We start from the raw sequence: 23,051 nt of genomic DNA, 5'->3' as shown, positions 1-23,051 counted from the left end.
GCATACAGCTGAACAACGAACGGATGCCACGGCGTCCGGCAGGAGGCAGACCATGCCCACGACCGTCTACGACCCGCCCCAGCTCGCCCCCGGAACCCTCCGGGTCACCCCGCTCGGCGGGATCGGCGAGATCGGCCGCAACATGACCGTGTTCGAGTACGACGGGAAGCTCCTGATCGTCGACTGCGGCGTGCTGTTCCCCGAGGAGCACCAGCCCGGCGTCGACCTCATCCTCCCCGACTTCGAGCCGCTGAAGTCGCGCCTGGACGACATCGTCGGGGTCATGCTCACGCACGGCCACGAAGACCACATCGGCGCAGTGCCCTACCTCCTCAAGCTGAAGGGTGACATCCCGCTCATCGGCTCGCAGCTGACCCTGGCCCTGGTCGAGGCGAAGCTCAAGGAGCACCGCATCCGCCCCTACAGCCTGACGGTCACCGAGGGGCAGCAGGAGCGCGTCGGGCCGTTCGACCTCGAGTTCATCGCGGTGAACCACTCGATCCCGGATGCGCTGGCGGTGTCGATCACGACCCCCGCCGGGCGCGTGCTGGCCACCGGCGACTTCAAGATGGACCAGCTGCCGCTGGACGGTCGCATCACCGACCTGCGCGCCTTCGCCCGGCTGGGTGAGGAGGGCGTCGACCTGTTCCTCGTCGACTCGACCAACGCCGACGTCCCCGGGTTCACGCCGCTGGAGCGGGCCATCGGCCCGGTGCTCGAGCAGGTCATCGCCAAGGCCCCGCGCCGCGTGATCGTCGCGAGCTTCTCGAGCCACGTGCACCGCGTGCAGCAGGTCATCGACGCCGCCCACGCCCACGGGCGCCGGCTGGCCTTCCTCGGCCGCTCGATGGTGCGCAACATGACGATCGCCGAGGACCTCGGCTACCTGCGGGTGCCCGACGGCGTGCTCATCGACTACAAGAAGGCCAAGGACCTCCCCGAAGACCGGATCGTCTACATGTCGACCGGCTCGCAGGGGGAGCCGATGGCGGTGCTCTCGCGCATGGCCAACCTCGACCACGCGATCGAGCCCGGCCCCGGTGACACCGTCATCCTCGCCTCGAGCCTCATCCCCGGCAACGAGAACGCGGTCTACCGAGTGATCGACGGGCTCACCAAGCTGGGCGCCAACGTCGTGCACAAGGGCAACGCCAAGGTGCATGTGTCGGGCCACGCCGCGGCGGGGGAGCTGCTGTACTGCTACAACATCCTCAAGCCCCGCAACGTGATGCCCGTGCACGGCGAGTACCGTCACCTGATCGCCAACGCGAAGCTCGCGCAGGACACCGGCATCCCCGCCGAGAACACGATCATCGCCGAGAACGGCACGGTCGTCGACCTGAAGGACGGCGTCGCCCGCGTCACCGGCCAGCTCGACCTCGGCTTCGTGTACGTCGACGGGTCGACGGTGGGCGAGATCACGGATGCCGACCTCAAGGACCGTCGCATCCTCGGCGAGGAGGGCTTCATCTCGGTGATCGTGGTCGTCGACTCCTCGACAGGCCGCATCATCACGGGGCCGGAGATCCACGCCCGCGGCTTCGCCGAGTCCGATGACGTCTTCGACGCGGTCAAGCCGAAGATCGCCGCAGCGCTGGCCGAGGCCGCCCAGCAGGGCGTGCGCGACAACCACGCGCTGTCGCAGGTGGTGCGCCGCACGATCGGCCGCTGGGTGAACCAGTCGCTGCGTCGCCGGCCGATGATCGTCCCGTTGGTCATCGAGGGCTGAGCGCCGCCACTACGATCGGGCCATGCCCGCCACCTTCACCCTGCGCCCCGCCACGCAGGCCGACGGCGCGTTCCTGGCCGACATGGTGGTCGAGGCCGCCAACTGGCGGCAGGGCGGGGCGCGTCCGCGGCACGAGGTGATCGCCCATCCCGAGCACGCGCGCTACCTTTCGGGGTGGCTGCGTCCGGGGGATGCCGGGTTCGTGGCCGTCGACGGGCAGGGCGAGCCCATCGGCGCGGCCTGGTACCGGATGCTGCCGCGCACCGACCCCGGTTTCGGGTACGTCGGCACCGGGGTGCCCGAGCTCATCATCGGGGTGCGGCCGATCTGGCGCGCCCACGGGGTGGGGCGCCGGCTGCTGCAGGAGCTGTGCGACCACGCCCGGGCGCAGGGCTTCGCCCGGATCAGCCTGTCGGTCGAGCGCGGCAACTTCGCCCAGACGCTCTACCGCAGCGAGGGTTTCGCGGTGACCCAGCCCGGCAGCGGCCGCGACACGATGGTGAAGCGGCTGCGCTGACCGGGGGTTCTGCCGCCCGGCCCGCGTCAATCCGCGGAAATGTCGGCCCTTCCGCCTACCGTGGGGGAATGGCCAGGAGCACGACCTCAGGATCTCGCACGCCCGCGAAGTCGTCTTCGGCGCGCGCGAAGAAGCCCGAGCCGGCACCCAAGCGCTACGTCGACGACGTCGACAAGCCCCCGGTGATCGTGCGGATGTGGCTGGGTCTGGCCCACGCGACGGGCGGCATGTTCCGCGCGTTCGGCCCCGAGACGCTCGAGAAAGACCAGCGCCGCGACGGCTTCCCGTTCCTGCTGGTGCTGCTGGCGATCGCCGGCGCCGTGATCGAGTGGTTCCTCATCGGCACCGACATCGGCACGACGATCAGCTCCTACACGGTGGGCGCGCTCATCGGCCGCGAGGCGTTCATCCTGCCGGTGTTCCTCCTGCTCCTGGCGGGCTGGCTGTTCCGGCATCCGTCGTCGGTGCACGACAACGGCCGCATCGGCATCGGCTTCGGCCTGCTGATCCTCACCATCGCCGGCTTCTGCCACATCGGCGGCGGCCGGCCGCAGCCCAAGCAGGGCCTGCCGGCGCTGAGCGAGGCGGGCGGTCTGTTCGGCTGGATGGTCGGCGAGCCCCTCACGATCCTCACCGACATCGGGGCGGGCGTCGTGCTCGCGCTGCTGTCGATCCTCAGCGTGCTCATCATCACCAAGACGCCGCCCAACCGCATCGGGCGCCGCCTCGGCGACCTGTACGCGTGGATGTTCGGCGCCGAGCGCCCGGCCCCCGCCGAGCCCGGCGTCGCGTTCGCCGCCGATGCCGACGAGGCCGAGAAGGAGAAGTCGCTGCCGTGGTGGCGGCGCAACTCGTCGGGGCGCGAAGAGGATGCCGACGGCCACCTCGGCAGCGACGACCTCACGGCGCTGCTCGATTCGTCCGGGCACGGCGGCTTCGACCAGGTCGTCGAGACCCCGCCGATGCCCGACGCGCCCACCGAGATCATCGATCCGATCGTCGTGGAGAACGTGCGCAAGGCGGGGCGCACCAACGCGACGTCGATCCGCGAAGACGCCACCGAGGTGATCGAGGACGACGGTCTGCTGCCCGGCCTGTCGGGCCTGGGCGCCGACCACGAGGGCCAGCCGCCCTCCGCCCCCTACCGGCTCCCGTCGGTGGCCGCCCTCGCCGCCGGCACGCCTCCCAAGGCACGCTCCGAGGCCAATGACGCCATCGTGCGCGCCATCATGGGCGTGTTCGAGCAGTTCTCCATCGACGCGCGCGTCACCGGCTTCTCGCGCGGGCCGACCGTCACCCAGTACGAGATCTCCCTCGGCCCCGGCGTGAAGGTCGAGCGCATCACCGCGCTCACCAACAACATCGCCTACGCGGTCGCCTCCAACGAGGTGCGCATCCTCGCCCCCATCCCGGGCAAGAGCGCGATCGGCGTCGAGATCCCCAACACCGACCGTGAGATCGTGACCCTCGGCGACGTGCTGCGTTCGCCGGCGACGACCTCGCAGACCCACCCGATGACCATCGGCGTCGGCAAGGACGTCGGCGGCGGCTTCGTCGTGGCCAACCTCGCCAAGATGCCCCACCTGCTGGTGGCCGGCTCCACCGGGTCGGGCAAGTCGAGCTTCGTCAACTCGATGATCACGAGCCTGCTCATGCGCGCCAAGCCCAGCGAGGTGCGCATGGTGCTCATCGACCCCAAGCGCGTCGAGCTCACCAGCTACGCCGGGGTGCCGCACCTCATCACGCCCATCATCACGAACCCCAAGAAGGCCGCCGAGGCGCTGCAGTGGGTCGTGAAGGAGATGGACATGCGCTACGACGACCTCGCGTCGTTCGGGTTCCGCCACATCGACGACTTCAACCGCGCCGTGGTCGCCGGCGAGATCCAGCTGCCCGCCGGCAGCGAGCGCGTGCTCAAGCCCTACCCGTACCTACTGGTGGTCGTCGACGAGCTCGCCGACCTCATGATGGTGGCCCCGCGCGACGTCGAGGACTCGATCGTGCGCATCACCCAGCTCGCCCGTGCCTCCGGCATCCACCTGGTGCTGGCCACCCAGCGGCCCTCGGTCGACGTGGTCACCGGTCTCATCAAGGCCAACGTTCCCTCGCGTCTCGCGTTCGCCGTCACCAGCGTGACCGACTCGCGGGTCATCCTCGACCAGCCCGGCGCCGACCGTCTCATCGGTCAGGGCGACGGCCTGTTCCTGCCGATGGGCGCCTCGAAGGCGATCCGCGTGCAGGGCGCCTGGGTCGCCGAGAGCGAGATCGAGAAGGTCGTCGCCCACGTCAAAGACCAGGCGCGCCCCGAGTACCGCAGAGACGTCGAGGCGACCGTGGAGAAGAAGGAGATCGACGCCGACATCGGCGACGACCTCGAACTGCTCCTGGCGGCGGCGGAGCAGATCATCTCCACGCAGTTCGGCTCGACCTCGATGCTGCAGCGCAAGCTCCGCGTCGGGTTCGCCAAGGCCGGCCGGCTCATGGACCTGCTCGAGTCGCGGGAGATCGTCGGGCCCTCCGAGGGCTCGAAGGCCCGTGACGTGCTCGTGACCCCCGACGACCTGCCCGCCGTGCTGGCGCGCCTGCGCGGCGACGAGCCGCCGGCGTCCGCCGCGGCCGCCGGTTCGGCCGACCCCTACGGCCCGGATGCCGTCTCCGCCCAGTTCGACGGCCTCGAGGTCGTCGACGGCGACGACGACTCCGAGGACGCGTGGGGCCTCACCGGGCGCGACTAGAGTCTGAGCGTGTCCATCCCCCGGCAGCTGCCCAACGCGATCACGATCGTGCGCATCCTGTGCGCCCCGGTCTTCCTCTGGATGCTGCTGGCAGACGGCGGCACCGACAGTGCGCTGCGCTGGTGGGCGGCCGTGCTGTTCATCGTGGCGATCGCCACGGACGGCATCGACGGCTACCTCGCGCGCCGCTACGAGATCGTCACCGATCTGGGCAAGCTGCTCGACCCGATCGCCGACAAGGCGCTCACCGGCTGCGCGTTCGTGGGGCTGTCGATCCTCGCCGAGCTGCCGTGGTGGGTGACCATCATCGTCCTCGTGCGCGAGGTGGGCATCACCGTCTACCGCTTCGCCGTCGTCAGCGACCACGTGCTGGCCGCCGCCTGGATGGGCAAGCTCAAGACGGTCGCACAGGCTGTGGCCCTGTCCCTGGCGCTGCTGCCGCTGTGGACCGTGGTGGGGGACTGGATCCACGTCGTCAACACCGTCACCATGTGGATCGCGGTGATCCTCACCGTCGCCAGCGGCCTCGACTACATCCTCAGCGAGGTGCGCGCCTCGCGGCGGAAGAGCGCGTCGTGAACCGGCCGCTCGACCTGCCCGACGACCTCGAGAACACCCTGGTCGCCAGCGGGCCCCGCTCCGACGCGGAGCGCCTCATCGCGCGGCTCAAGGAGCTCGGCTGGACGGCCGCCGTCGCCGAGTCGCTCACCGGCGGCCTCGTGGTCTCGAGCCTGATCGGGGTGTCGGGGGCCTCGGCGGTGATCCGCGGCGGCGTGGTCGCCTACGCCACCGACCTCAAGCAGTCCCTGCTCGGCGTGGATGCCACCCTCCTCGAGGCCCACGGGCCGGTGCACCCGCGCGTGGCCCGGCAGATGGCCGACGGGGTGCGCCGCAGCCTCGGGCGGGGCGAGGACCCGGCCGATGTGGGCGTGGCCACCACCGGCATCGCCGGCCCGATCTCGCCGGACGGGCAGCCGGTGGGCACCGTGCACCTGGCGGTGTCGACCCCGCTGGGTTCCCGCGTCGAGTCGCTGCAGCTGAGCGGCACGCGGGAGCAGATCCGCGCCGAGGCGACGGCGCGGGCGGTGCGCCTGGCGCTGGACGCCCTCTGAGCCTCGCGCACCCGGCATCCGAGGCGCGTCTTCGACCGCCTGCCGCGCGGCGGGAATGCGCAGTGTTTCCTCATGGTTACACCTGAGCGATTCCCACCCATCATCCAGCGGGTGGGGGCTATCGTGACTGGCAAGTGAGGTACTGTGGTCCACTCGGGGACAGCAGGGACATCGGAGGAGGGGGCGCACCATGATCCTGGTTCGTGAAGAGATCGGCGACGTTCTGCGAGACCTCCGCCTGCAGAAGGGCAAGACGCTCCGTCAGGTCGCCGGCCGTGCGAGCGTGGCCCTCGGCTACCTCAGCGAGGTCGAGCGCGGTCAGAAGGAAGCCTCCAGCGAGATCCTCTCCGCCGTGGCCGACGCCCTCGATGTGCCCATCTCGGTCATCATGCGCGAGGTCGGCGACCGCATCTCGGTGCTCGAGGGGCTGCAGACCTTCGCCGACGTCGTCCCCGACGACCTGGCATCGCTCGACGCGGTGCAGCCCGAGCTGTCGCTGCGCTGAGCCGCGCGCCCGTCCTGACTCCATGCGTCTGAGCGAGTTCACCCGCGCCGTCGAGGCCGAGTTCGGCCCACGCGGCGGTGCCTTCGTCGACGACCTCGTCATCGCCGAACTGGGACACCGCACCCCGCAGCAGGCCCTCGCCGCCGGCGTGGATCCGCGCACGGTGTGGCTCGCGCTCTGTGCTGAGACCGACGTACCGATCGCCCGCCGTCACGGCGTGGGACGCCTCGAACCCCGACGCTGATCTTCGAACGCGGCGTGTCGGAGCATCGAAAGTGTGTTCGACCCGCGTAGTGTCCTCCACAAGCGGTGTCGCGCAGGCGTCATCCCCGGTATGAGCGGTTCCGGCCGCACCCTCCGACCGATGTCGGAGGCCCTTCGTATCGTGGACGACGTCGCGAGACACCCACTGCCTTGTCGCAGCATCCGCCCCGTCGGGGAGGAGCGCGACAGCCTACAGGCGACCGAGATGCGACCACGAAGGAGCACGTCATGCCATCACCCGCAGACCGCGAGAAGGCCCTCGAATCGGCCCTCGCCCAGATCGACCGTCAGTTCGGGAAGGGCTCGGTCATGCGACTGGGCAGCGACGAGCGCGCGCCCGTCGAGGTCGTGCCCACCGGCTCGATCGCCCTCGACGTCGCCCTCGGCATCGGCGGACTGCCGCGCGGCCGCATCATCGAGATCTACGGCCCCGAGTCGTCGGGTAAGACGACCCTGACCCTCCACGCCATCGCCAACGTGCAGCGCGCCGGCGGCATCGCCGCGTTCATCGACGCCGAGCACGCCCTCGACCCCGACTACGCGCAGAAGCTCGGCGTCGACATCGACCAGCTGCTGGTGTCGCAGCCCGACACCGGTGAGCAGGCGCTCGAGATCGCCGACATGCTGGTGCGCTCGGGGGCCATCGACCTCGTTGTGATCGACTCGGTCGCCGCGCTCGTGCCCAAGGCCGAGATCGAGGGCGAGATGGGCGACTCGCATGTCGGCCTGCAGGCGCGCCTCATGTCGCAGGCCCTGCGCAAGCTCACCGGTGGGCTCAACCAGACCAACACCACGATGATCTTCATCAACCAGCTCCGCGAGAAGATCGGCGTGTTCTTCGGATCGCCCGAGACCACCGCGGGTGGCAAGGCGCTCAAGTTCTATGCGTCGGTGCGTCTCGACATCCGTCGCATCGAGACCCTGAAAGACGGGTCGGATGCCGTGGGCAACCGCACCCGCGTCAAGGTCGTCAAGAACAAGATGGCGCCGCCGTTCAAGCAGGCCGAGTTCGACATCCTCTACGGTGTCGGCATCTCGCGCGAGGGCTCGCTTATCGACTTCGGCGTCGAGCACGCGATCGTCAAGAAGTCCGGCGCCTGGTACACCTACGACGGTGAGCAGCTCGGGCAGGGCAAGGAGAACGCCCGCAACTTCCTGCTGAAGAACACCGACATCGCGGCCGACATCGAGACGAAGATCAAGCAGAAGCTCGGCATCGGTCAGCCCAAGGTCGCCGAAGCCACGTCCGACGAGCTCGCTGCGCGTCGCCCGGCCTGATGGTCCGCTTCGAGGTGGACGGGGGCGACGAGCTCGCCCCCGTCACGCCCCTCTTCGGCGACCGCGTCGCCCGGGGCGACCGTGCTGACCGCGGCGTGGATCGCGCCGACCGCGCGGGTGGCGCCGACCGTGCCGACCGCGCTGACGACGCTGCGCCGGTGTCACCGGCAGCGTCCGCGCTGCCCGTCCGGGAGCGCGTCCCGCGTGCGGGTGGCGCGCCGCGGCCGGCGGCGGGGCAGTGGCATGCGAGCTGGCTCGACGAGGCCGCCCCGGCGGGCGACCCCGACACCGCGCAGGAGCGCGACGACGCCGAGCGGGTGCTGATGCGCAAGCTCCGCTCGCGGTCGCTGTCCGAGCGCGAGGCACGCGCCCTGGCCGCCGAGCAGGGACTCGCCCCCGACGACGTCGAGGTGCTGATCGACCGGCTCCTGCGCCACGGCTACCTCGACGATGCCCGGCTGGCCGAGCAGCTCGTGCACACCGGTGTCGATCGCAAGGCCCAGGGGCGCAGCGCCCTGGCCCAGACCCTCAGCCAGCGCGGCATTCCGCGCGAGGTCACCCAGGCCGCCCTCGACGCGCTTCCCGACGACGACGCGGAGCGCGCGCTCGAGGTCGCCCGCACGAAGGTGCGCTCGGTGCGGGGGCTCGACCGCGAGGTGGCCGTGCGCCGCCTGGTCGGGCAGCTGTCGCGCCGCGGCTTCGGCGCCCACGCCCTCGACGCCGCGCGCCGCGCGATCGACGAGCAATGACCGGGCTTCGCATCCGATGAGCGGCCGCCTCGTCGTCGACGACGACGTGCTGCGTGAGATCGTCGCGCCGCTGGGCGAGGTCGACGCCTTCGAAGCCCTCGGCGGCGGCATGTTCGCCACGGCGCACCGGGTGCGCTTCCGCGACGGCCGCCGCGCCGTCGTGAAGATCGTCGGCGCCGACACCAGCCGCATGGCCACCTACGAGCACGGGATCCTCCGCACCGAGGCCGAGGTGTACCGGATGCTGGCCGGGTCGGGCGTGCCCGTTCCCGAGGTGCTGCTGACCGACTTCACCCGCGCCCGCGTCGACGGCGACGTCGTCGTGGCGGCCCACCTCGACGGCGTGGTGTGGGAGTCGCTCCGGCTGCCCGACGATGAGTCGGCAGGGCTCCGCCGCGCGCTGGGCGCGCTGATGGCCGACGCGCACCGGGTGGTCGCGCCGCGATTCGGCTACCCGGCCTCGCCCGCGCTGCAGGGGCCGTCGTGGCGAGCGGCCTACGCCGCAATGCTGGCGGCGATCCTCGCCGACGGGGAGCGCTGGGGCGTCCCGCTGCCGGCCGCGGCCATCCGCTCCGCCGTGGCCGCCCACCACGCCGCGCTCGACACGGTCGCCGATCCGGTGGTCGTCCACGCCGACCTGTGGCCCGGCAACGTGTTCGTCGACACCGCCGCGCGGCGCATCACCGGGGTCATCGACACCGAGCGCACCGTGTGGGGCGATCCGCTGCTCGACCTCGCCGGCGCCGAGCAGTTCTCCGCCGCCGCCCCCGACGCCGACATCCTCGCGGGCGACCGGGCCGCCGGCGGGGAGCTCGCCGCCCTGCTCGAGACCCCCGCGGGCGTGGCGCGCCTGCACCTGTGCCGGCTCTACTACGCGACGCTGCTGGTCGTCGAGTGCACCATCCGGGGGTACGACGGCGAGTTCGGCCAGTGGTGCGAGGCGACCGCCCGCACCAACCTGGCCCTCGCCCTCGAGCGGCTCGGCGCCGCCGCGGCATCCGGCTCGGTCACGGCGACCGGCTCGTAGACTGGGGGCACTATGACCACGCCCTCATCGCTTCCCACGCTCATCGCCCCGTCGCCGGCGGCGACCGGTGTCGACGGGCGCGCGCGCACCTACGAGGTGCGCACGTTCGGCTGCCAGATGAACGTGCACGACTCCGAGCGCCTCTCCGGCTCGCTCGAATCGGCCGGCTACGTGCGCGCCGACGCCGGCACCGAAGCCGACGTCGTCGTGATCAACACCTGCGCCGTGCGCGACAACGCCGCCGGCAAGCTCTACGGCACGCTCGGCCACCTGAAGTCGCGCAAAGACGCCCGTGCGGGCATGCAGATCGCCGTCGGCGGGTGCCTGGCGCAGATGGACAAGGACACCGTCCAGCAGAAGGCCCCCTGGGTCGACGTCGTCTTCGGCACCCACAACATGGGGTCGCTCCCGAGCCTGCTCGAACGCGCCCGTCACAACGGCGAGGCCGAGCTGGAGATCCTCGAATCGCTCGAGACGTTCCCGTCCACCCTCCCCACCAAGCGCGACGCCATCCACAGCGGCTGGGTGTCGATCTCGGTGGGCTGCAACAACACCTGCACGTTCTGCATCGTGCCGCACCTGCGCGGCAAGGAGAAAGACCGCCGCCCCGGCGACATCCTCAGCGAGATCAAGCTGCTCGTCGACGACGGCGCGATCGAGGTCACCCTCCTCGGTCAGAACGTCAACAGCTACGGCGTCGAGTTCGGCGACCGCCAGGCCTTCGGCAAGCTGCTGCGCGCGGCCGGCGAGATCCCGGGCCTCGAGCGCATCCGCTTCACCAGCCCCCACCCGGCCGCCTTCACCGACGATGTGATCGACGCGATGGCCGAGACCCCCGCCGTCATGCCGCAGCTGCACATGCCGCTGCAGTCCGGTTCCGACCGCATCCTCAAGGCCATGCGCCGGTCGTACCGCAGCGAGCGCTTCCTCGGCATCCTCGAGCGCGTCCGTGCGCAGATGCCCCACGCGGCGATCTCCACCGACATCATCGTCGGGTTCCCGGGCGAGACCGACGACGACTTCGAAGACACGATGCGCGTCGTCGAGCAGGCCCGCTTCGCGAGCGCCTTCACCTTCCAGTACTCCATCCGCGAGGGCACACCCGCTGCGACGATGCCCGACCAGGTGCCCAAGCACGTCGTGCAGCAGCGCTACGAGCGCCTCATCGCCCTGCAGGAGCGCATCTCGCTCGAAGAGAACCAGGCGCAGGTGGGCCGCGAGGTGCAGGTGCTGGTGTCCACCGGCGAGGGCAAGAAGGATGCCGAGACGCACCGCCTCACCGGTCGTGCCGAAGACAACCGACTCGTGCACTTCGAGGTGCCCGCCGGCTCCGCGCTGCCGCGTCCGGGCGACGTCGTCTCGGTCGTCATCACCCGCGCCGCCCCGTTCCACCTGCTCGCCGACCGTCCCGACGGGTCCGCGCTGCCCATCAGGCGCACGCGCGCCGGGGACGCATGGGACCGCTCGCAGGCGGAATCGTGCGGCGTGCCGGCACCGGCCGGCGGGGCCGGCGCGCCCCGCGCCGTCTCCCTCGGGCTGCCCACGCTGCGCCTCACCACGCCGTGACCGCCGCGCCGACCTCGCTCGGCGCCGAGACCGAGACCGGGGCCGTGAGCGCCCGCGGGCCGCGGCTCTGGGCCGTGGTGGGCGCCACCGGCACCGGCAAGACGTCGCTGTCGCTCGACCTGGCCGACGCGCTCCGGGCCCGCGGCCGGGGCGCCGAGATCGTCAACGCCGACGCCATGCAGCTGTACCGCGGCATGGACATCGGCACGGCCAAGCTCCCCGTCGCCGAGCGCCGCGGCATCCCGCACCACCTCTTCGACGTGCGCGAGGTCACCGACGAGGCGGCCGTGGCCTGGTACCAGCCTGCGGCCCGCGCCGCCATCGACGCCGCCTTCGCGCGAGGGTCCGACGCCGTGCTCGTCGGCGGCTCCGGGCTGTACGTGTCGAGCGTGCTGTACGACTTCCGCTTCCCGCCGCGCGACGCCCAGCTGCGCGCCCGCCTCGAGGCCGACCTCGAAACGGACGGTCCGGCGGCGCTCCTGGCCCGGCTGGCGCAGCTCGACCCCGCCACGGCGGCCCGCGTCGACGCCCGCAACGGCCGGCGCGTCGTGCGCGCCCTCGAAGTGGTGCTGCAGGGCGCCGACACCCACGGGGCCGCCCTTCCCGAGCGGCCCGTCCTGTGGCATCCCGCCACCACGATCGTGGGGGTGCAGGCGGAGCGCGCCGATCTCGTCACCCGCCTCGACGAACGGGTGGAGGAGATGTGGCGGCAGGGACTGCTCGCCGAGGTCGAGACGCTCCGCGGCCGCGGGCTGGAAGACGGTGTCACCGCCCGCCGGGCGATCGGGTATGCGCAGGCGCTCGCCCAGCTGACCGGCGAGCTCACCGAAGCCGAGGCGATCGCGCAGACCCAGGCGCTCACGCGGCGCTACGCCCGGCGCCAGGTGTCGTGGTTCCGTCGCTACGCCGACGTGCACTGGGTGACGCCGCCGACGGATGCCGGTGCCCTGGCAGACTCGACGGCATGAGCGTCTCGATCCGTCCGTTCCAGCCCGCCGACACCGCCGCCGCCGTCGCGCTCTGGCAGACGTGCGGACTGACCCGGCCCTGGAACGACCCCTACCAGGACATCCGCCGCAAGATGCAGGTGCAGCCCGAGCTGTTCCTCGTCGCCGTCGACGGCGACACCCTCATCGGCACGGCGATGGCCGGCTACGACGGTCACCGCGGCTGGCTGTACTACCTCGCCAGCGAACCGTCCCGGCGCGGTGAGGGCATCGGCCGCCGGCTGGTGGCCGCTGCCGAAGACGCCCTGCTCGAGATGGGATGTCCCAAGGTGCAGCTGATGGTGCGACCCGAGAACGGGGTCGCCCAGGGGTTCTACGAGGCCCTGGGGTACGAGCCCTTCGAGGTCTGGGCGACCGGCAAGCGCCTCATCGCCGACTGAGCGCCCGGCGGCGCCCCCGCGCGCGCCGCTCGTAGGATGGAGGCATGGCGCAGACCCTCCCGTTCACCAAGGGGCACGGCACCGGCAACGACTTCGTGATCGTCGCCGACCCCGACGGTGCGATCAACCTCAGCGACGACCAGGTGGCGGCGCTGTGCGACCGCCGCTTCGGGATCGGCGCCGACGGCACCCTGCGCGTGGTCCGCTCCGCGGGCATCGCCGAAGGGGCGGCGACCGCCGACGCGGAGTGGTTCATGGACTACCGCAACGCCGACGGCTCCGCCGCCGAGATGTGCGGCAACGGCATCCGCGTGTTCGCGCGCTACCTGGTCGAGGCCGGGCTCGCCGACATCGACGCGGCCCCGCTGCGCATCGGCACGCGCGCCGGCGTCAAGACGGTGACCCGCAGCGACCTCGGCTTCGAGGTCGACCTGGGGGTGTTCCGCGTCGACGACGACGACATCCTGGTGCGGGCGCGCGGCCTGTCGATCGCCCGCCCCGGTGCGGGTGTGGACGTCGGCAACCCCCATGTCGTGGTCGCCCTCGGCTCGATCAGCGAGCTGGAGGAGATCGACCTGACCGTGCAGCCCGTGCTCGACCCGGTTCCGCGTCACGGTGCGAACGTCGAGTTCGTCGTGCCCGCCGACCCGCTCGTGCGCGGCGGCGTCGGCTCCATCCGCATGCGCGTGTTCGAGCGCGGCGTGGGGGAGACCCTCAGCTGCGGTACCGGCGTGGCGGCATCCGCCCTCGCCGTGCGCCACTGGGCGGGGCAGGCGGCGCCCGACCGGTGGAGCGTGGAGGTTCCCGGCGGCGTGCTGGGCGTGCGCGTCGACGACGGGCACGTGTTCCTGTCGGGCCCGGCCACCCTCGTCTACTCCGGCGAGATCACCCTCGCCTGAGCAGGCCCCGCCTGAGGCCGGCCGATCGGTCGCCGCAGGCACGCCCGGTCAGGGCAGGGTGATCGACCCGGTCGGCGGGGTGCCGTGATGGCGCACCTTGAGCACCCGGAAGCCGCGGCCGGTCGCGGTGCGGGTCACCGAGTAGCCGGCGTCGAAAGTGGCCGACAGCCAGCGCTGCAGCGAGTCGGCACCGAGGTTGCGCGCCACCACCAGCCACGCGTCGCTGCGCTCATCCAGCCGCGGGATCCACTGCTCCAGCATGCCGTGCAGCTCGTTCTTGCCCACGCGGATGGGCGGATTGGAGCGCAGGGAGCGGAAGGCGATGTCGTCGGGAACATCCTCCGGGCGCACGGCGTTGATGTTCTCGAGGCCCAGAGCCTCGGCGTTGCGGCGCACGAGGTCGAGGGCGCGCTCGTTGACGTCGACCGCCCACACCGTGGCGTGCGGCGACTGCAGAGCCAGCGACAGCGAGATCGGCCCCCAGCCGCAGCCGAGGTCGAGCAGATGACCACCCGGCGGGGCGGGGGGAGTGTTCGCCAGCAGCACCGCAGTCCCCGAGTCGACATGATCGGGGCTGAACACCCCGCCAGCCGTCATGACGTCGACGTCGCGACCGGCGAGGTGCACACGGATGCGACGGAGGTTCTCGGGACTGGACGGGGACGCGCTGAAATAGTGGTCGCTGCCCATGACAGCGAGATTACCGGAGGCCGCGCACAGGCGCGGAGACTAGAGTTCACGGATGGCTCCGCCCCACGGCGCAGCCGCCCCGAAAGGATGACATGACAGACACCACCACCCATTCGAGCACCGACGAGACGCCGGTGGACCCGGTGGACCGCGTGCTCGCGAGCGCCGAAGCGCGCTCGGGGGTGCGCGTGTTCGGCGCCGCGCAGGCGCTGCAGGACGAGTCGACCGTCTCGTACGCCGACACCGACGGCGAGCAGTGGGACCGCGAGGAGCGCGCCGCGCTGCGGCGCGTGCCCGGACTGTCCACCGAGCTCGAAGACGTCACCGAGGTCGAGTACCGCCAGCTGCGGCTCGAGAACGTCGTGCTCATCGGGGTCTATCCGCAGGGCTCGCAGGAGGATGCCGAGAACTCGCTGCGCGAGCTGGCCGCCCTCTCCGAGACCGCGGGCGCCGTCGTGCTCGACGGTGTGCTCCAGCGCCGCCCCCACCCCGACCCGGCCACCTACATCGGCCGCGGCAAGGCCGACGAGCTGCGGGACCTCGTCGCCGCCGTCGGCGCCGACACCGTCATCGCCGACGCCGAGCTCGCCGCCAGCCAGCGCCGTGCGCTGGAGGACGTCGTCAAGGTGAAGGTGATCGACCGCACCACCGTCATCCTCGACATCTTCAGCCAGCACGCCAAGAGCCGCGAGGGCAAGGCGCAGGTCGAGCTCGCCCAGCTCGAGTACCTGCTGCCGCGCCTGCGCGGCTGGGGTGACTCGATGAGCCGGCAGGCCGGTGGCCAGGTGGGCGCCGGCGGTGCGGGCATGGGCTCGCGCGGACCGGGTGAGACCAAGATCGAGCTCGATCGCCGTCGCATCCGCACCCGTATGGCGCAGCTGCGCCGCCAGATCCGCGACTTCGCGCCCGCCCGCGACGCGAAGCGCGCCGAGCGCAAGCGCAACACGATCCCCGCTGTCGCCATCGCCGGGTACACCAACGCCGGCAAGTCGAGCCTGCTCAACCGCCTCACCCGTGCCGGCGTGCTCGTCGAGAACGCGCTGTTCGCGACCCTCGACACCTCGGTGCGCCGCACCGAGACCGCCGACGGCCGCGTCTACACGCTCACCGACACGGTCGGATTCGTCCGCAACCTGCCGCATCAGCTGGTCGAGGCCTTCCGGTCGACGCTGGAAGAGGTCGGCGACGCCGACGTGATCGTGCACGTCGTCGACGGCTCGCACCCCGACCCGTCGGCGCAGCTGGCCACCGTGCGCGATGTGATCGGCGACGTCGGCGCGCGCGAGATCCCCGAGATCGTGGTCTTCAACAAGGCCGACCTGCTCGACGACGACACCCGCCTCGTGCTGCGCGGACTGGCCCCGCAGGCGCTGTTCGTCTCGTCGCGCACCGGCGAGGGCATCGACGAGCTGCGCGCGCGGATCGAAGACACGCTGCCGCTTCCCGCCGTCGAGATCCGCGCGGTGGTGCCCTACGACCGCGGCGAGCTCGTCTCGGCGGTGCACGAGCACGGCATCATCCTCAGCCAGGAGCACGCCGCCGAGGGCACCGTGCTGCACGCCCACGTGCCGGCCGTGCTGGCCGGGCGACTGGCTCCCTTCGCCTCCTGAGGCGCCTGCTCAGACGAGGGTGACCGGCTCGACGCCGGGGGTCTCGAACCCGAAGACCTGCCCGAGGAAGGCCAGTTCGCTCTCCAGCGCGTGCACGATCGTCTCCGCGCGGCGGAACCCGTGCCCCTCGCCCTCGTACAGCACGTAGGCGTGGGGGACGCCCCGGGCGGCGAGGGCGTCGCGGATCGCCTCGGCCTGGGAGGGCGGGACGACGGCATCCTCGGCGCCCTGCTGCAGCAGCAGCGGCACGCGGAACCGCTCGGGCCGGCTGAGGGGCGAGCGCTCCAGGTAGACCGACTCGGCCTCCGGCAGCGGGCCGATGAGCCCGTCGAAGTAGCGCGCCTCGAAATCGTGGGTGTCGGCGGCGAGGGCCCGCACATCGCCCACGCCGTAGCGCGAGATGCCCGCGCCGAACACGTCGGTGCCCACCAGGGCGCCCAGCACCGTCCAGCCGCCGGCCGACCCGCCCTCGATGGCGATCCGCTCCGGATCGGCCAGGCCCGCCGCGGCCAGGCCCGACGCCGCTGCGGCGACGTCGATCACGTCGACGACGCCCCACTGGCCGCGCAGCCGCTCACGGTAGGCGCGGCCGTAGCCGCTGGAGCCGCCGTAGTTGACGTCGAGCACGCCGATGCCGCGGCTGGTGAAGTAGGCGATCTTGCTGTCGGCGACCCCGCCCACGTGCGCGGTGGGCCCACCGTGGACGAAGACGAGGTAGGGCGGCAGGGCGTCGGCGGGCCCGGTGTGCTCGGGGCTGGTGGGCGGGTAGTCGTACGCGTGCACGGTGCCGTGGGTGCCGTCGACGGTGAGCTCACGTGCCGCCGGGTACCACTCGGCATCCGTCTGCCCGCCGCCGCCGGCCACCAGCTCGGGCGCGGCGCCGGGGGCGACCAGCCAGATGCCGGTGATCCCGGTCGCCGCGCCCGAGACGAGCAGGCGCTCGCCGTCGGCGTCTTCGATGAGCACCCGCGCCGTGGCGGGCACGTCGAGGGCGGATGCCGTGCCGTCCGGCGCGATGAGCTCGAGGCGGTCGGCGCCGTTCGTGCGCACCGCCGCGATGCGCTCGCCGTGCAGCGGCGCGTACCAGCGGGGGCCGAGCACCCACAGCGGACCGCCGGTGTCGGCGTCGGCGGGGGAGACCGGCTCGTGGCGCAGCGGGTCGTCGGCGTGCAGTCGCCAGAGGTTCCAGCGGCCGTCGGGGTCGTCGAGGTAGAGCAGTTCGTCGCCGACCCACTCGGGCTGCAGCGCCGCCGTGCGGCCGCCCGTGACGGCCGTCCAGTCGGTGACGACGCCGTCGTCGATCCGGCCGATGCGCAGCTCGGCGCGGTCCCACGGCATGTCGGGGTGGTTCCAGGCGATCCACGCGAGCCGGCTGCCGTCGGGTGAGAGGGCGGGCTGGGCGAGGAAGGTGCTGCCGGCGACGAGCTCGCGCGGCCCGTCGTCGGTGATCGTCACGATCGACCGTCGCGGCACAGCGCCTTCGCCGTGGCGTTCGGCCACCGCGAGCAGCACCCCGCTCTGCAGGCGCAGGCCGCCGTACCGGGTGACGCCGTCTGCGGGGGTGAGCGCGCGCGGCTCGGCGCCCGGCTCGAGCAGCCACACCCGCTGGTCGGACTTCTCCACGAAGTACAGGCGCCCGTCGGCGGTGGCCGCCCAGCTGCCGCCGCCGTACTCGTGCACCTGCGACCGGGCGCTCCACGGGGCCGGCAGCACCGGGGTCACCGTGCCGTCGGCAGCGCGGCGCAGCACCGCGGTGCGACCGCCCTCGGCGGGGATCGACTGCCCCCACCAGATCTCGGGGCCCACGAAGGCGGCGCCCTCGAAGCGCGGCGAGGCCGCGGCGGCCCAGGCGGCGGACAGGGGCGACGGCCAGGAGCCGTAGGGGAGGGTGGCGACCATGCCTCCACGCTAGCCCGACCCCCGTGCGCGACCCGGGCGCGGGGGCGCGCGCCGCCCAGGGCCGTCGGCCGCGGGGGTGAAACACCACGTCACACACTGTCGCCGGGTGCGCGGGGGTCCTACAGTCGTCGTATCGAACGCCCGTCACACGGGCAGGAGCGACAGCCGAGCCCGGCACCCGCCCGCGATGACCGCACCATCGGTGCGTGTCCGCGGCCGCCCGGCCACCGCCCTGACCATCGTCGTGACCCGAGAGTCTCCATGACCACCGTTCCGCCTCCGATCTCGTTCGAGATCTACCCGCCGCGCTCCGACGACGGGCTGCCTGCGCTGTACGAGACCATCCGTCACCTCGCCGCGATCGACCCGCAGTTCATCTCGGTCACCTTCGGCGCCGGCGGCTCCACGCGGGACCGCTCGCTGGGTGTTCTCACCCACATCCTGCGCGAGACCTCGGTGCCGCCGCTGGCGCACCTCACCTGCGTGGGCAGCACCTACGCCGACGCCGGCGCCGTCATCCGCGAGTTCCTGGATGCCGGCATCACCCGCTTCCTCGCCCTCCGCGGCGACCCGCCGGTCGGTCTCGGCGAAGACGACGCGTTCCTGGGAGACCTGGAGTCGGCCGCGCAGCTGGTGCAGCTCATCGACCGCGTGCAGGCCGAGCGGGTGCCGTACGCCGAGACCCCGGTGCCGGGTCTGGACCGGGCGGCCGTGGTCGCCCCGCGCGAGCGCGTGCAGATCGCGGTGGCGGCCTTCCCCAACGGCCACCCCCGCTCGCGGCACGCCCACGAAGACATCGACGCGCTGCTGGCGAAGGAGGCCGCCGGGGCGACCCTGGCGATCACGCAGCTGTTCTTCCGCCCCGACGAGTACCTCGACTTCGTCGATCGCGCCCGCACCGCCGGCGTGCGGATGCCGATCCTCCCCGGCATCATGCCGATCACCTCGCCGGCGCGGCTGCGCCGCGTGCTGGAGCTCACCGGCGACGCGCGCCCCGCCGACCTCGGCGCCGCCCTCGACCAGGCGGGGCCCGGCGAGGCCGGCCGCGCCGTCGGCACCGCCCACGCCGCCGGGCTCGCCCGTGCGGTGCTGCAGGGCGGGGCCCCCGGCATCCATCTGTACGCCTTCAACAACCACGACACCGTGCTGGCCGTGCTGCGCGCGGCGGGTCTGTGTCCCGAGCAGGAGATCCTCGTATGACCGCCACCTTCCCCGCCGGGACGATCCTCGGCTACCCCCGCATCGGCCGTCGCCGTGAGCTCAAGCAGGCCGTCGAGCGCCACTGGTCGGGAGCCCTCGACGAGGCCGGCCTCGAGGCCACCGCCGCCGAGCTGCGCCGCACCACGCGCGAGCGGCTCGCCGCCCTCGGTCTCGGCCGGAGCGACTCGTCGATCCCCGAGTCGTTCTCCTTCTACGACCAGGTGCTCGACGCCGCCGTCACGGTGGGCGCCCTGCCCGAGCGTTTCGCGGCGCTGCGCGAGGCCGACGGCACCATTCCACTGTCGGCATACTTCACCGCCGCCCGCGGCGAGGGCGAGCTCGCCCCGCTCGAGATGACCAAGTGGTTCGACACGAACTACCACTACCTCGTGCCCGAGATCGGCCCCGAGACGGTCTTCTCGCTGTCGAGCGACCGCGCCGCTCGCCAGGTCGCCGAAGCCCGCGCCGACGGCGTGACGGTGCGTCCCGTGATCGTGGGACCCGTCACCCTCCTCGCCCTCGCGAAGGCCACGGACGCCGCGCCCGAAGGCTTCTCGCCGCTGTCGCGCCTGGCCGACCTGCTGCCGGTGTATGTCGAGCTGCTCGCCGCCCTGCGCGCCGCCGGCGCCGAGTGGGTGCAGCTCGACGAGCACGCCCTGGTCAGCGAGAGCCTCGGCCTGGGCAACGCGGAGCTCGCCGACGCGGCCGCCGAGGCCTACGCGGTGCTGGGGGGCGCGGCCGAACGGCCCGCGATCCTCGTCGCCGCCGGCTACGGCCCGCTCTCTGACGATGCGTGGCGCGCACTGGCGGCCGCGCCTGTCGAGGCCATCGCGCTCGACCTGCACCGCGGCGACGTGCCCGCCGCCGTGGCGGGGCTCGAGGGCAAGACCCTCGTGGGCGGCGTCGTCGACGGCCGCAACATCTGGCGCGGCGACCTGGTCGCGGCCTGGACGACGCTGCAGCGGCTCGGCGCCGTGCCCGGCGTGGGCGTCGCCGTGGGCACGTCCACCTCGCTGCAGCACGTGCCGCACGACGTCGACGACGAGACGTCCCTGCCGCCCCGCCTGCGCTCGTGGCTCGCCTTCGCAGACCAGAAGGTCGCGCAGGTCGCGGTGCTGGCCCGCGGCCTGCGGGAGGGAGAGGCGGCCATCACCGCCGACCTCGAGGCCGCCACCGCCGCCCTGGCCGACCGTCGCGAGGCGCCCGGCGTCGCCGACGGCGCCGTGCGCGCCCGCGCCGCCGCGCTCGGCGCCGACGACTTCCAGCGCATCGCCTACGACGAGCGCGTGCGCGCGCAGGACGCCGACCTGGCCCTGCCGCTGCTGCCGACGACGACCATCGGCTCGTTCCCGCAGACCGGCGACATCCGCCGCGCCCGCGCGCAGCACACCCGCGGCGAGCTCGACCGCGACGGCTACGAGCAGTTCCTCCGCGACGAGATCGCCCAGGTCATCCGCCTGCAGGAGGACCTCGGGCTGGACGTCCTCGTGCACGGCGAGGCCGAGCGCAACGACATGGTGCAGTACTTCGCCGAGAACCTCGACGGCTTCGCGGTGACCCAGCACGGCTGGGTGCAGTCCTACGGGTCGCGCGCGACGCGGCCGTCGATCCTGTGGGGAGACGTCTCCCGCCCGGCGCCCATCACCGTCGGCTGGTCGGTGTTCGCCCAGTCGCTCACCGACAAGCCCGTCAAGGGCATGCTCACCGGGCCCGTCACGATCCTGGCGTGGTCGTTCGTGCGCGACGACCAGCCGCTGGGCGAGACGGCCAACCAGGTGGCCCTGGCGCTGCGCGACGAGATCGCCGACCTCGAGACGGCCGGCATCCGCATCATCCAGGTCGACGAGCCGGCCCTGCGGGAGCTGCTCCCGCTGCGTCAGGACGCCCAGCCGGCCTATCTCGACTGGTCGGTCGGCTCGTTCCGGCTCGCCACGGCCGCCGCCGACGCCGCCACGCAGGTGCACACCCACCTGTGCTACTCGGAGTTCGCCGTCGTCATCGACGCCATCGCGGCCCTCGACGCCGACGTGACCTCGATCGAGGCGGCCCGCAGCCGCGGCGAGGTGATCGGCGACATCGCCTCGTCGGGCTTCGCGCACGGCGTCGGACCGGGCGTCTACGACATCCACTCGCCGCGCGTGCCGGCCGTGGCGGAGATCGGCGAGCTCGTCGACCGCGCCGCCCGCGAGCTGCCGCTGCGCCAGGTGTGGATCAACCCCGACTGCGGGCTCAAGACCCGCGGCTACGACGAGACCGTCGCCTCGCTGCGCAACCTCGTGACCGCCACCCGCGCCGCGCGGGAGCGGATCGAGGTCAGCGTCTAGGCGTACGCGGCGTCGGCGCCCCGGTGCTCCCCTCGGTGGGGGCCGCCGGGGCGTCGTCCGTCGTGGGGTCGAGCTCCGCGGTGTCGGCATCCGTCTCGACGACGACCGCGGTGTCGGCATCCGCCTCGACGACGACCTCGGTGTCGGCATCCGTCTCGACGATGACCGCGGTGTCGGCATCCGCCGCCACGATCGCCACCGTCTCGTCGGGGCGCTGCTGCAGCAGCTCGAGGATCGCCATCACGGCGAGGGTGACCACGAGCACCAGCAGGATGTCGCCGAGACCCAGCGGGCGCAGCGCGAACAGCCACAGCACGGCGAGCACCGCCAGCAGCACCCGCACCAGTACGCGGTTGCGCCCGAGCCACCGCCCGAAGCCGCCGGTGTCGATGCCGCGCCGGGCAAGGGCGCGACGGCCCGCGGCACCGCCGGCGTCGAGGGCCGCGCGCACACGGCGGGCGGCGGTGCCGCGCCCCACGAGCCAGCCGATGACGGCGACGACGACGCCCAGCAGCGCGAGCACCCATGCCGTCTGGCGCATGTCGTCGACCAGGCGGCCGTAGACGACCTCGAGCGCCGCGGGCGACAGGTCCAGCTGCCCGCCGACCATCGTCATCGCCGTCGCCCCGATCCCGAGGGCGGCCCCGAGCGAGCCGCCGCCGATCGCCAGGGCGACACCGGTGCCGACCACGGCGACCGAGCGTCGACGTGCCAGGGCGATGCCGAGGGCGAACAGGGCGAGTGTGATCACCGGCAGCCACCAACCCATCGTCGCCGCCACGGCGTAGCCGGTGCGCACGAGGGTGAGGGTCTCACCGGTGCCGACGATGACGGTGCGGTCGACGGCCGGGATCATCGCGGCCACGCCCACGCCCTGGTCGATCAGGCGCTGCTTGACCTGCTCCACGATCGGGCCGAGCTGGATGCCGACGCCGTCGGCGGTCATGACGACCACGCCACCGCCGTCCGAGGTCGAGGCGACCGTCAGCGCGCGGTGCACGCCGCGCACGGTCGTGGCCCAGATGTCGGAGAAGGCGTCAGACTGCACGACCGTGGTCACGGTGCGGTCGACGAGGTTCGTCAGGCCGTCCGCAGCGGGCCGCTGCAGCAGGTCGAGGGCGGCCGAGGCGCGCGGCCCCAGGCCGAGGTCCTTCACGCCGGCGAACACGTCGGCGGTCAGCTGATCGAAGTCGACCTGTGCCGAGACGGCATCCATCGTCTCGTCGATCACCAGCTGCTGCACGCTCGGGTCGTCGACCAGCGGCGCCAGGGTCTGCACGAAGGCGTCTTCGTCGACCAGCTGCACCCGCGCCCACGCGGCGACGATCGAGACCGGCACGAGGATGGCCGCGACGACGATGACGATCGCCGAGAGCACGGCCCGCCACCGGCCGCTCCCCGGCCGTGCCGTCCCGGGGTCGCGCAGGGCGGCGTTCTCGCGCTCCAGCCGATCGAGTCGGGCGTGCAGGTCGGCGACGTCGCTGGTGGTCATGAAGGCTCCTCGCGGGGTGGGTTGAGCACATCATGACGGATGCCGGGTGCCTCGCGCATCGCCCGGTC

General features: G+C 72.6%; 20 protein-coding genes. 17 read left to right on the top strand and 3 right to left on the bottom strand.

Going from position 1 to position 23,051, the window contains the following annotated elements:
• The first annotated feature begins 52 nt into the window (after window positions 1–52).
• The 14 genes from N3K63_RS14560 (at window position 53) to dapF (ending at window position 13,768) form a co-directional block, all read left to right on the top strand.
• Window positions 53–1,729, top strand: coding sequence for a ribonuclease J (locus tag N3K63_RS14560; protein ID WP_261580929.1), 1,677 nt, complete (start codon window positions 53–55; stop codon window positions 1,727–1,729).
• Window positions 1,730–1,751: 22 nt separating this feature from the next.
• Window positions 1,752–2,246, top strand: a complete 495-nt coding sequence (locus N3K63_RS14555) for a GNAT family N-acetyltransferase (protein WP_261580928.1) — start codon at window positions 1,752–1,754, stop codon at window positions 2,244–2,246.
• Between the two features lie 68 nt (window positions 2,247–2,314).
• Entirely contained in the window at window positions 2,315–4,981 is a 2,667-nt protein-coding gene (locus N3K63_RS14550) for an FtsK/SpoIIIE family DNA translocase (protein WP_261580927.1), read from the top strand.
• A 9-nt stretch (window positions 4,982–4,990) separates the two neighbouring features.
• Complete coding sequence (gene pgsA, locus N3K63_RS14545) at window positions 4,991–5,560, top strand: CDP-diacylglycerol--glycerol-3-phosphate 3-phosphatidyltransferase (protein ID WP_261580926.1); 570 nt, start codon at window positions 4,991–4,993, stop codon at window positions 5,558–5,560.
• Window positions 5,557–6,093 (top strand): CinA family protein, encoded by a 537-nt coding sequence (locus N3K63_RS14540; RefSeq protein WP_261580925.1) that lies wholly within the window; start codon window positions 5,557–5,559, stop codon window positions 6,091–6,093. The genes pgsA and N3K63_RS14540 overlap by 4 nt, the downstream gene beginning before the upstream one ends.
• A 190-nt stretch (window positions 6,094–6,283) precedes the next feature.
• The gene (locus N3K63_RS14535; protein WP_261580924.1) at window positions 6,284–6,598 is read left to right on the top strand and encodes a helix-turn-helix domain-containing protein; all 315 of its coding nucleotides are present in this window, start codon (window positions 6,284–6,286) and stop codon (window positions 6,596–6,598) included.
• 22 nt (window positions 6,599–6,620) lie between these two features.
• A complete protein-coding gene (locus tag N3K63_RS14530; RefSeq protein WP_261580923.1) occupies window positions 6,621–6,842 on the top strand; it encodes a DUF3046 domain-containing protein in 222 nt (73 codons plus the stop codon).
• 248 nt (window positions 6,843–7,090) lie between these two features.
• Complete coding sequence (recA, locus tag N3K63_RS14525) at window positions 7,091–8,140, top strand: recombinase RecA (protein WP_261580922.1); 1,050 nt, start codon at window positions 7,091–7,093, stop codon at window positions 8,138–8,140.
• A complete protein-coding gene (locus N3K63_RS14520) occupies window positions 8,140–8,889 on the top strand; it encodes a regulatory protein RecX (protein ID WP_261580921.1) in 750 nt (249 codons plus the stop codon). The genes recA and N3K63_RS14520 overlap by 1 nt, the downstream gene beginning before the upstream one ends.
• Before the next feature lie 16 nt (window positions 8,890–8,905).
• Window positions 8,906–9,916 carry a phosphotransferase family protein gene (locus N3K63_RS14515; protein WP_261580920.1) on the top strand — a complete coding sequence of 337 codons (1,011 nt, stop codon included), beginning with the start codon at window positions 8,906–8,908 and terminating at the stop codon, window positions 9,914–9,916.
• A 12-nt stretch (window positions 9,917–9,928) separates the two neighbouring features.
• Window positions 9,929–11,482: a tRNA (N6-isopentenyl adenosine(37)-C2)-methylthiotransferase MiaB gene (gene miaB, locus N3K63_RS14510; protein WP_261580919.1), complete on the top strand. Its 1,554-nt coding sequence runs from the start codon at window positions 9,929–9,931 to the stop codon at window positions 11,480–11,482.
• Window positions 11,483–11,526: 44 nt separating this feature from the next.
• Window positions 11,527–12,450: a tRNA (adenosine(37)-N6)-dimethylallyltransferase MiaA gene (miaA, locus tag N3K63_RS14505; protein WP_261581026.1), complete on the top strand. Its 924-nt coding sequence runs from the start codon at window positions 11,527–11,529 to the stop codon at window positions 12,448–12,450.
• Entirely contained in the window at window positions 12,447–12,869 is a 423-nt protein-coding gene (locus N3K63_RS14500) for a GNAT family acetyltransferase (RefSeq protein ID WP_261580918.1), read from the top strand. Before miaA ends, N3K63_RS14500 begins: the two co-directional genes overlap by 4 nt.
• Window positions 12,870–12,913: 44 nt before the next feature.
• A complete protein-coding gene (dapF, locus tag N3K63_RS14495; protein ID WP_261580917.1) occupies window positions 12,914–13,768 on the top strand; it encodes a diaminopimelate epimerase in 855 nt (284 codons plus the stop codon).
• Between the two features lie 48 nt (window positions 13,769–13,816).
• On the opposite strand, the gene N3K63_RS14490 is transcribed toward dapF, so the two are convergent.
• On the bottom strand, window positions 13,817–14,458 hold the full coding sequence (locus N3K63_RS14490; protein ID WP_261580916.1) for a class I SAM-dependent methyltransferase: 642 nt from the start codon (window positions 14,456–14,458) through the stop codon (window positions 13,817–13,819).
• Window positions 14,459–14,550: 92 nt separating this feature from the next.
• Between N3K63_RS14490 and hflX the strand changes: the two genes are divergently transcribed.
• A complete protein-coding gene (gene hflX, locus N3K63_RS14485) occupies window positions 14,551–16,068 on the top strand; it encodes a GTPase HflX (RefSeq protein ID WP_261580915.1) in 1,518 nt (505 codons plus the stop codon).
• Between the two features lie 9 nt (window positions 16,069–16,077).
• Here hflX and N3K63_RS14480 read toward each other — a convergent pair whose 3' ends face one another.
• The gene (locus N3K63_RS14480) at window positions 16,078–17,967 is read right to left on the bottom strand and encodes a prolyl oligopeptidase family serine peptidase (protein ID WP_261580914.1); all 1,890 of its coding nucleotides are present in this window, start codon (window positions 17,965–17,967) and stop codon (window positions 16,078–16,080) included.
• A gap of 261 nt (window positions 17,968–18,228) precedes the next feature.
• On the opposite strand from N3K63_RS14480, the gene N3K63_RS14475 reads away from it, so the two are divergent.
• Window positions 18,229–19,167, top strand: a complete 939-nt coding sequence (locus N3K63_RS14475; RefSeq protein ID WP_261580913.1) for a methylenetetrahydrofolate reductase — start codon at window positions 18,229–18,231, stop codon at window positions 19,165–19,167.
• Complete coding sequence (metE, locus tag N3K63_RS14470) at window positions 19,164–21,491, top strand: 5-methyltetrahydropteroyltriglutamate--homocysteine S-methyltransferase (RefSeq protein WP_261580912.1); 2,328 nt, start codon at window positions 19,164–19,166, stop codon at window positions 21,489–21,491. The genes N3K63_RS14475 and metE overlap by 4 nt, the downstream gene beginning before the upstream one ends.
• Here metE and N3K63_RS14465 read toward each other — a convergent pair.
• Complete coding sequence (locus N3K63_RS14465) at window positions 21,481–22,983, bottom strand: hypothetical protein (protein ID WP_261580911.1); 1,503 nt, start codon at window positions 22,981–22,983, stop codon at window positions 21,481–21,483. The two genes, metE and N3K63_RS14465, sit on opposite strands and share 11 nt — an antisense overlap.
• Window positions 22,984–23,051: the final 68 nt, after the last annotated feature.

This window comes from Microbacterium festucae (genome assembly GCF_025421715.1).
In the GTDB taxonomy this organism is placed as follows: Bacteria; Actinomycetota; Actinomycetes; order Actinomycetales; family Microbacteriaceae; genus Microbacterium; species Microbacterium festucae.
The sequence above is the reverse complement of the archived record's forward strand: the minus strand, read 5'-3'. Positions and strand labels throughout refer to the sequence as shown.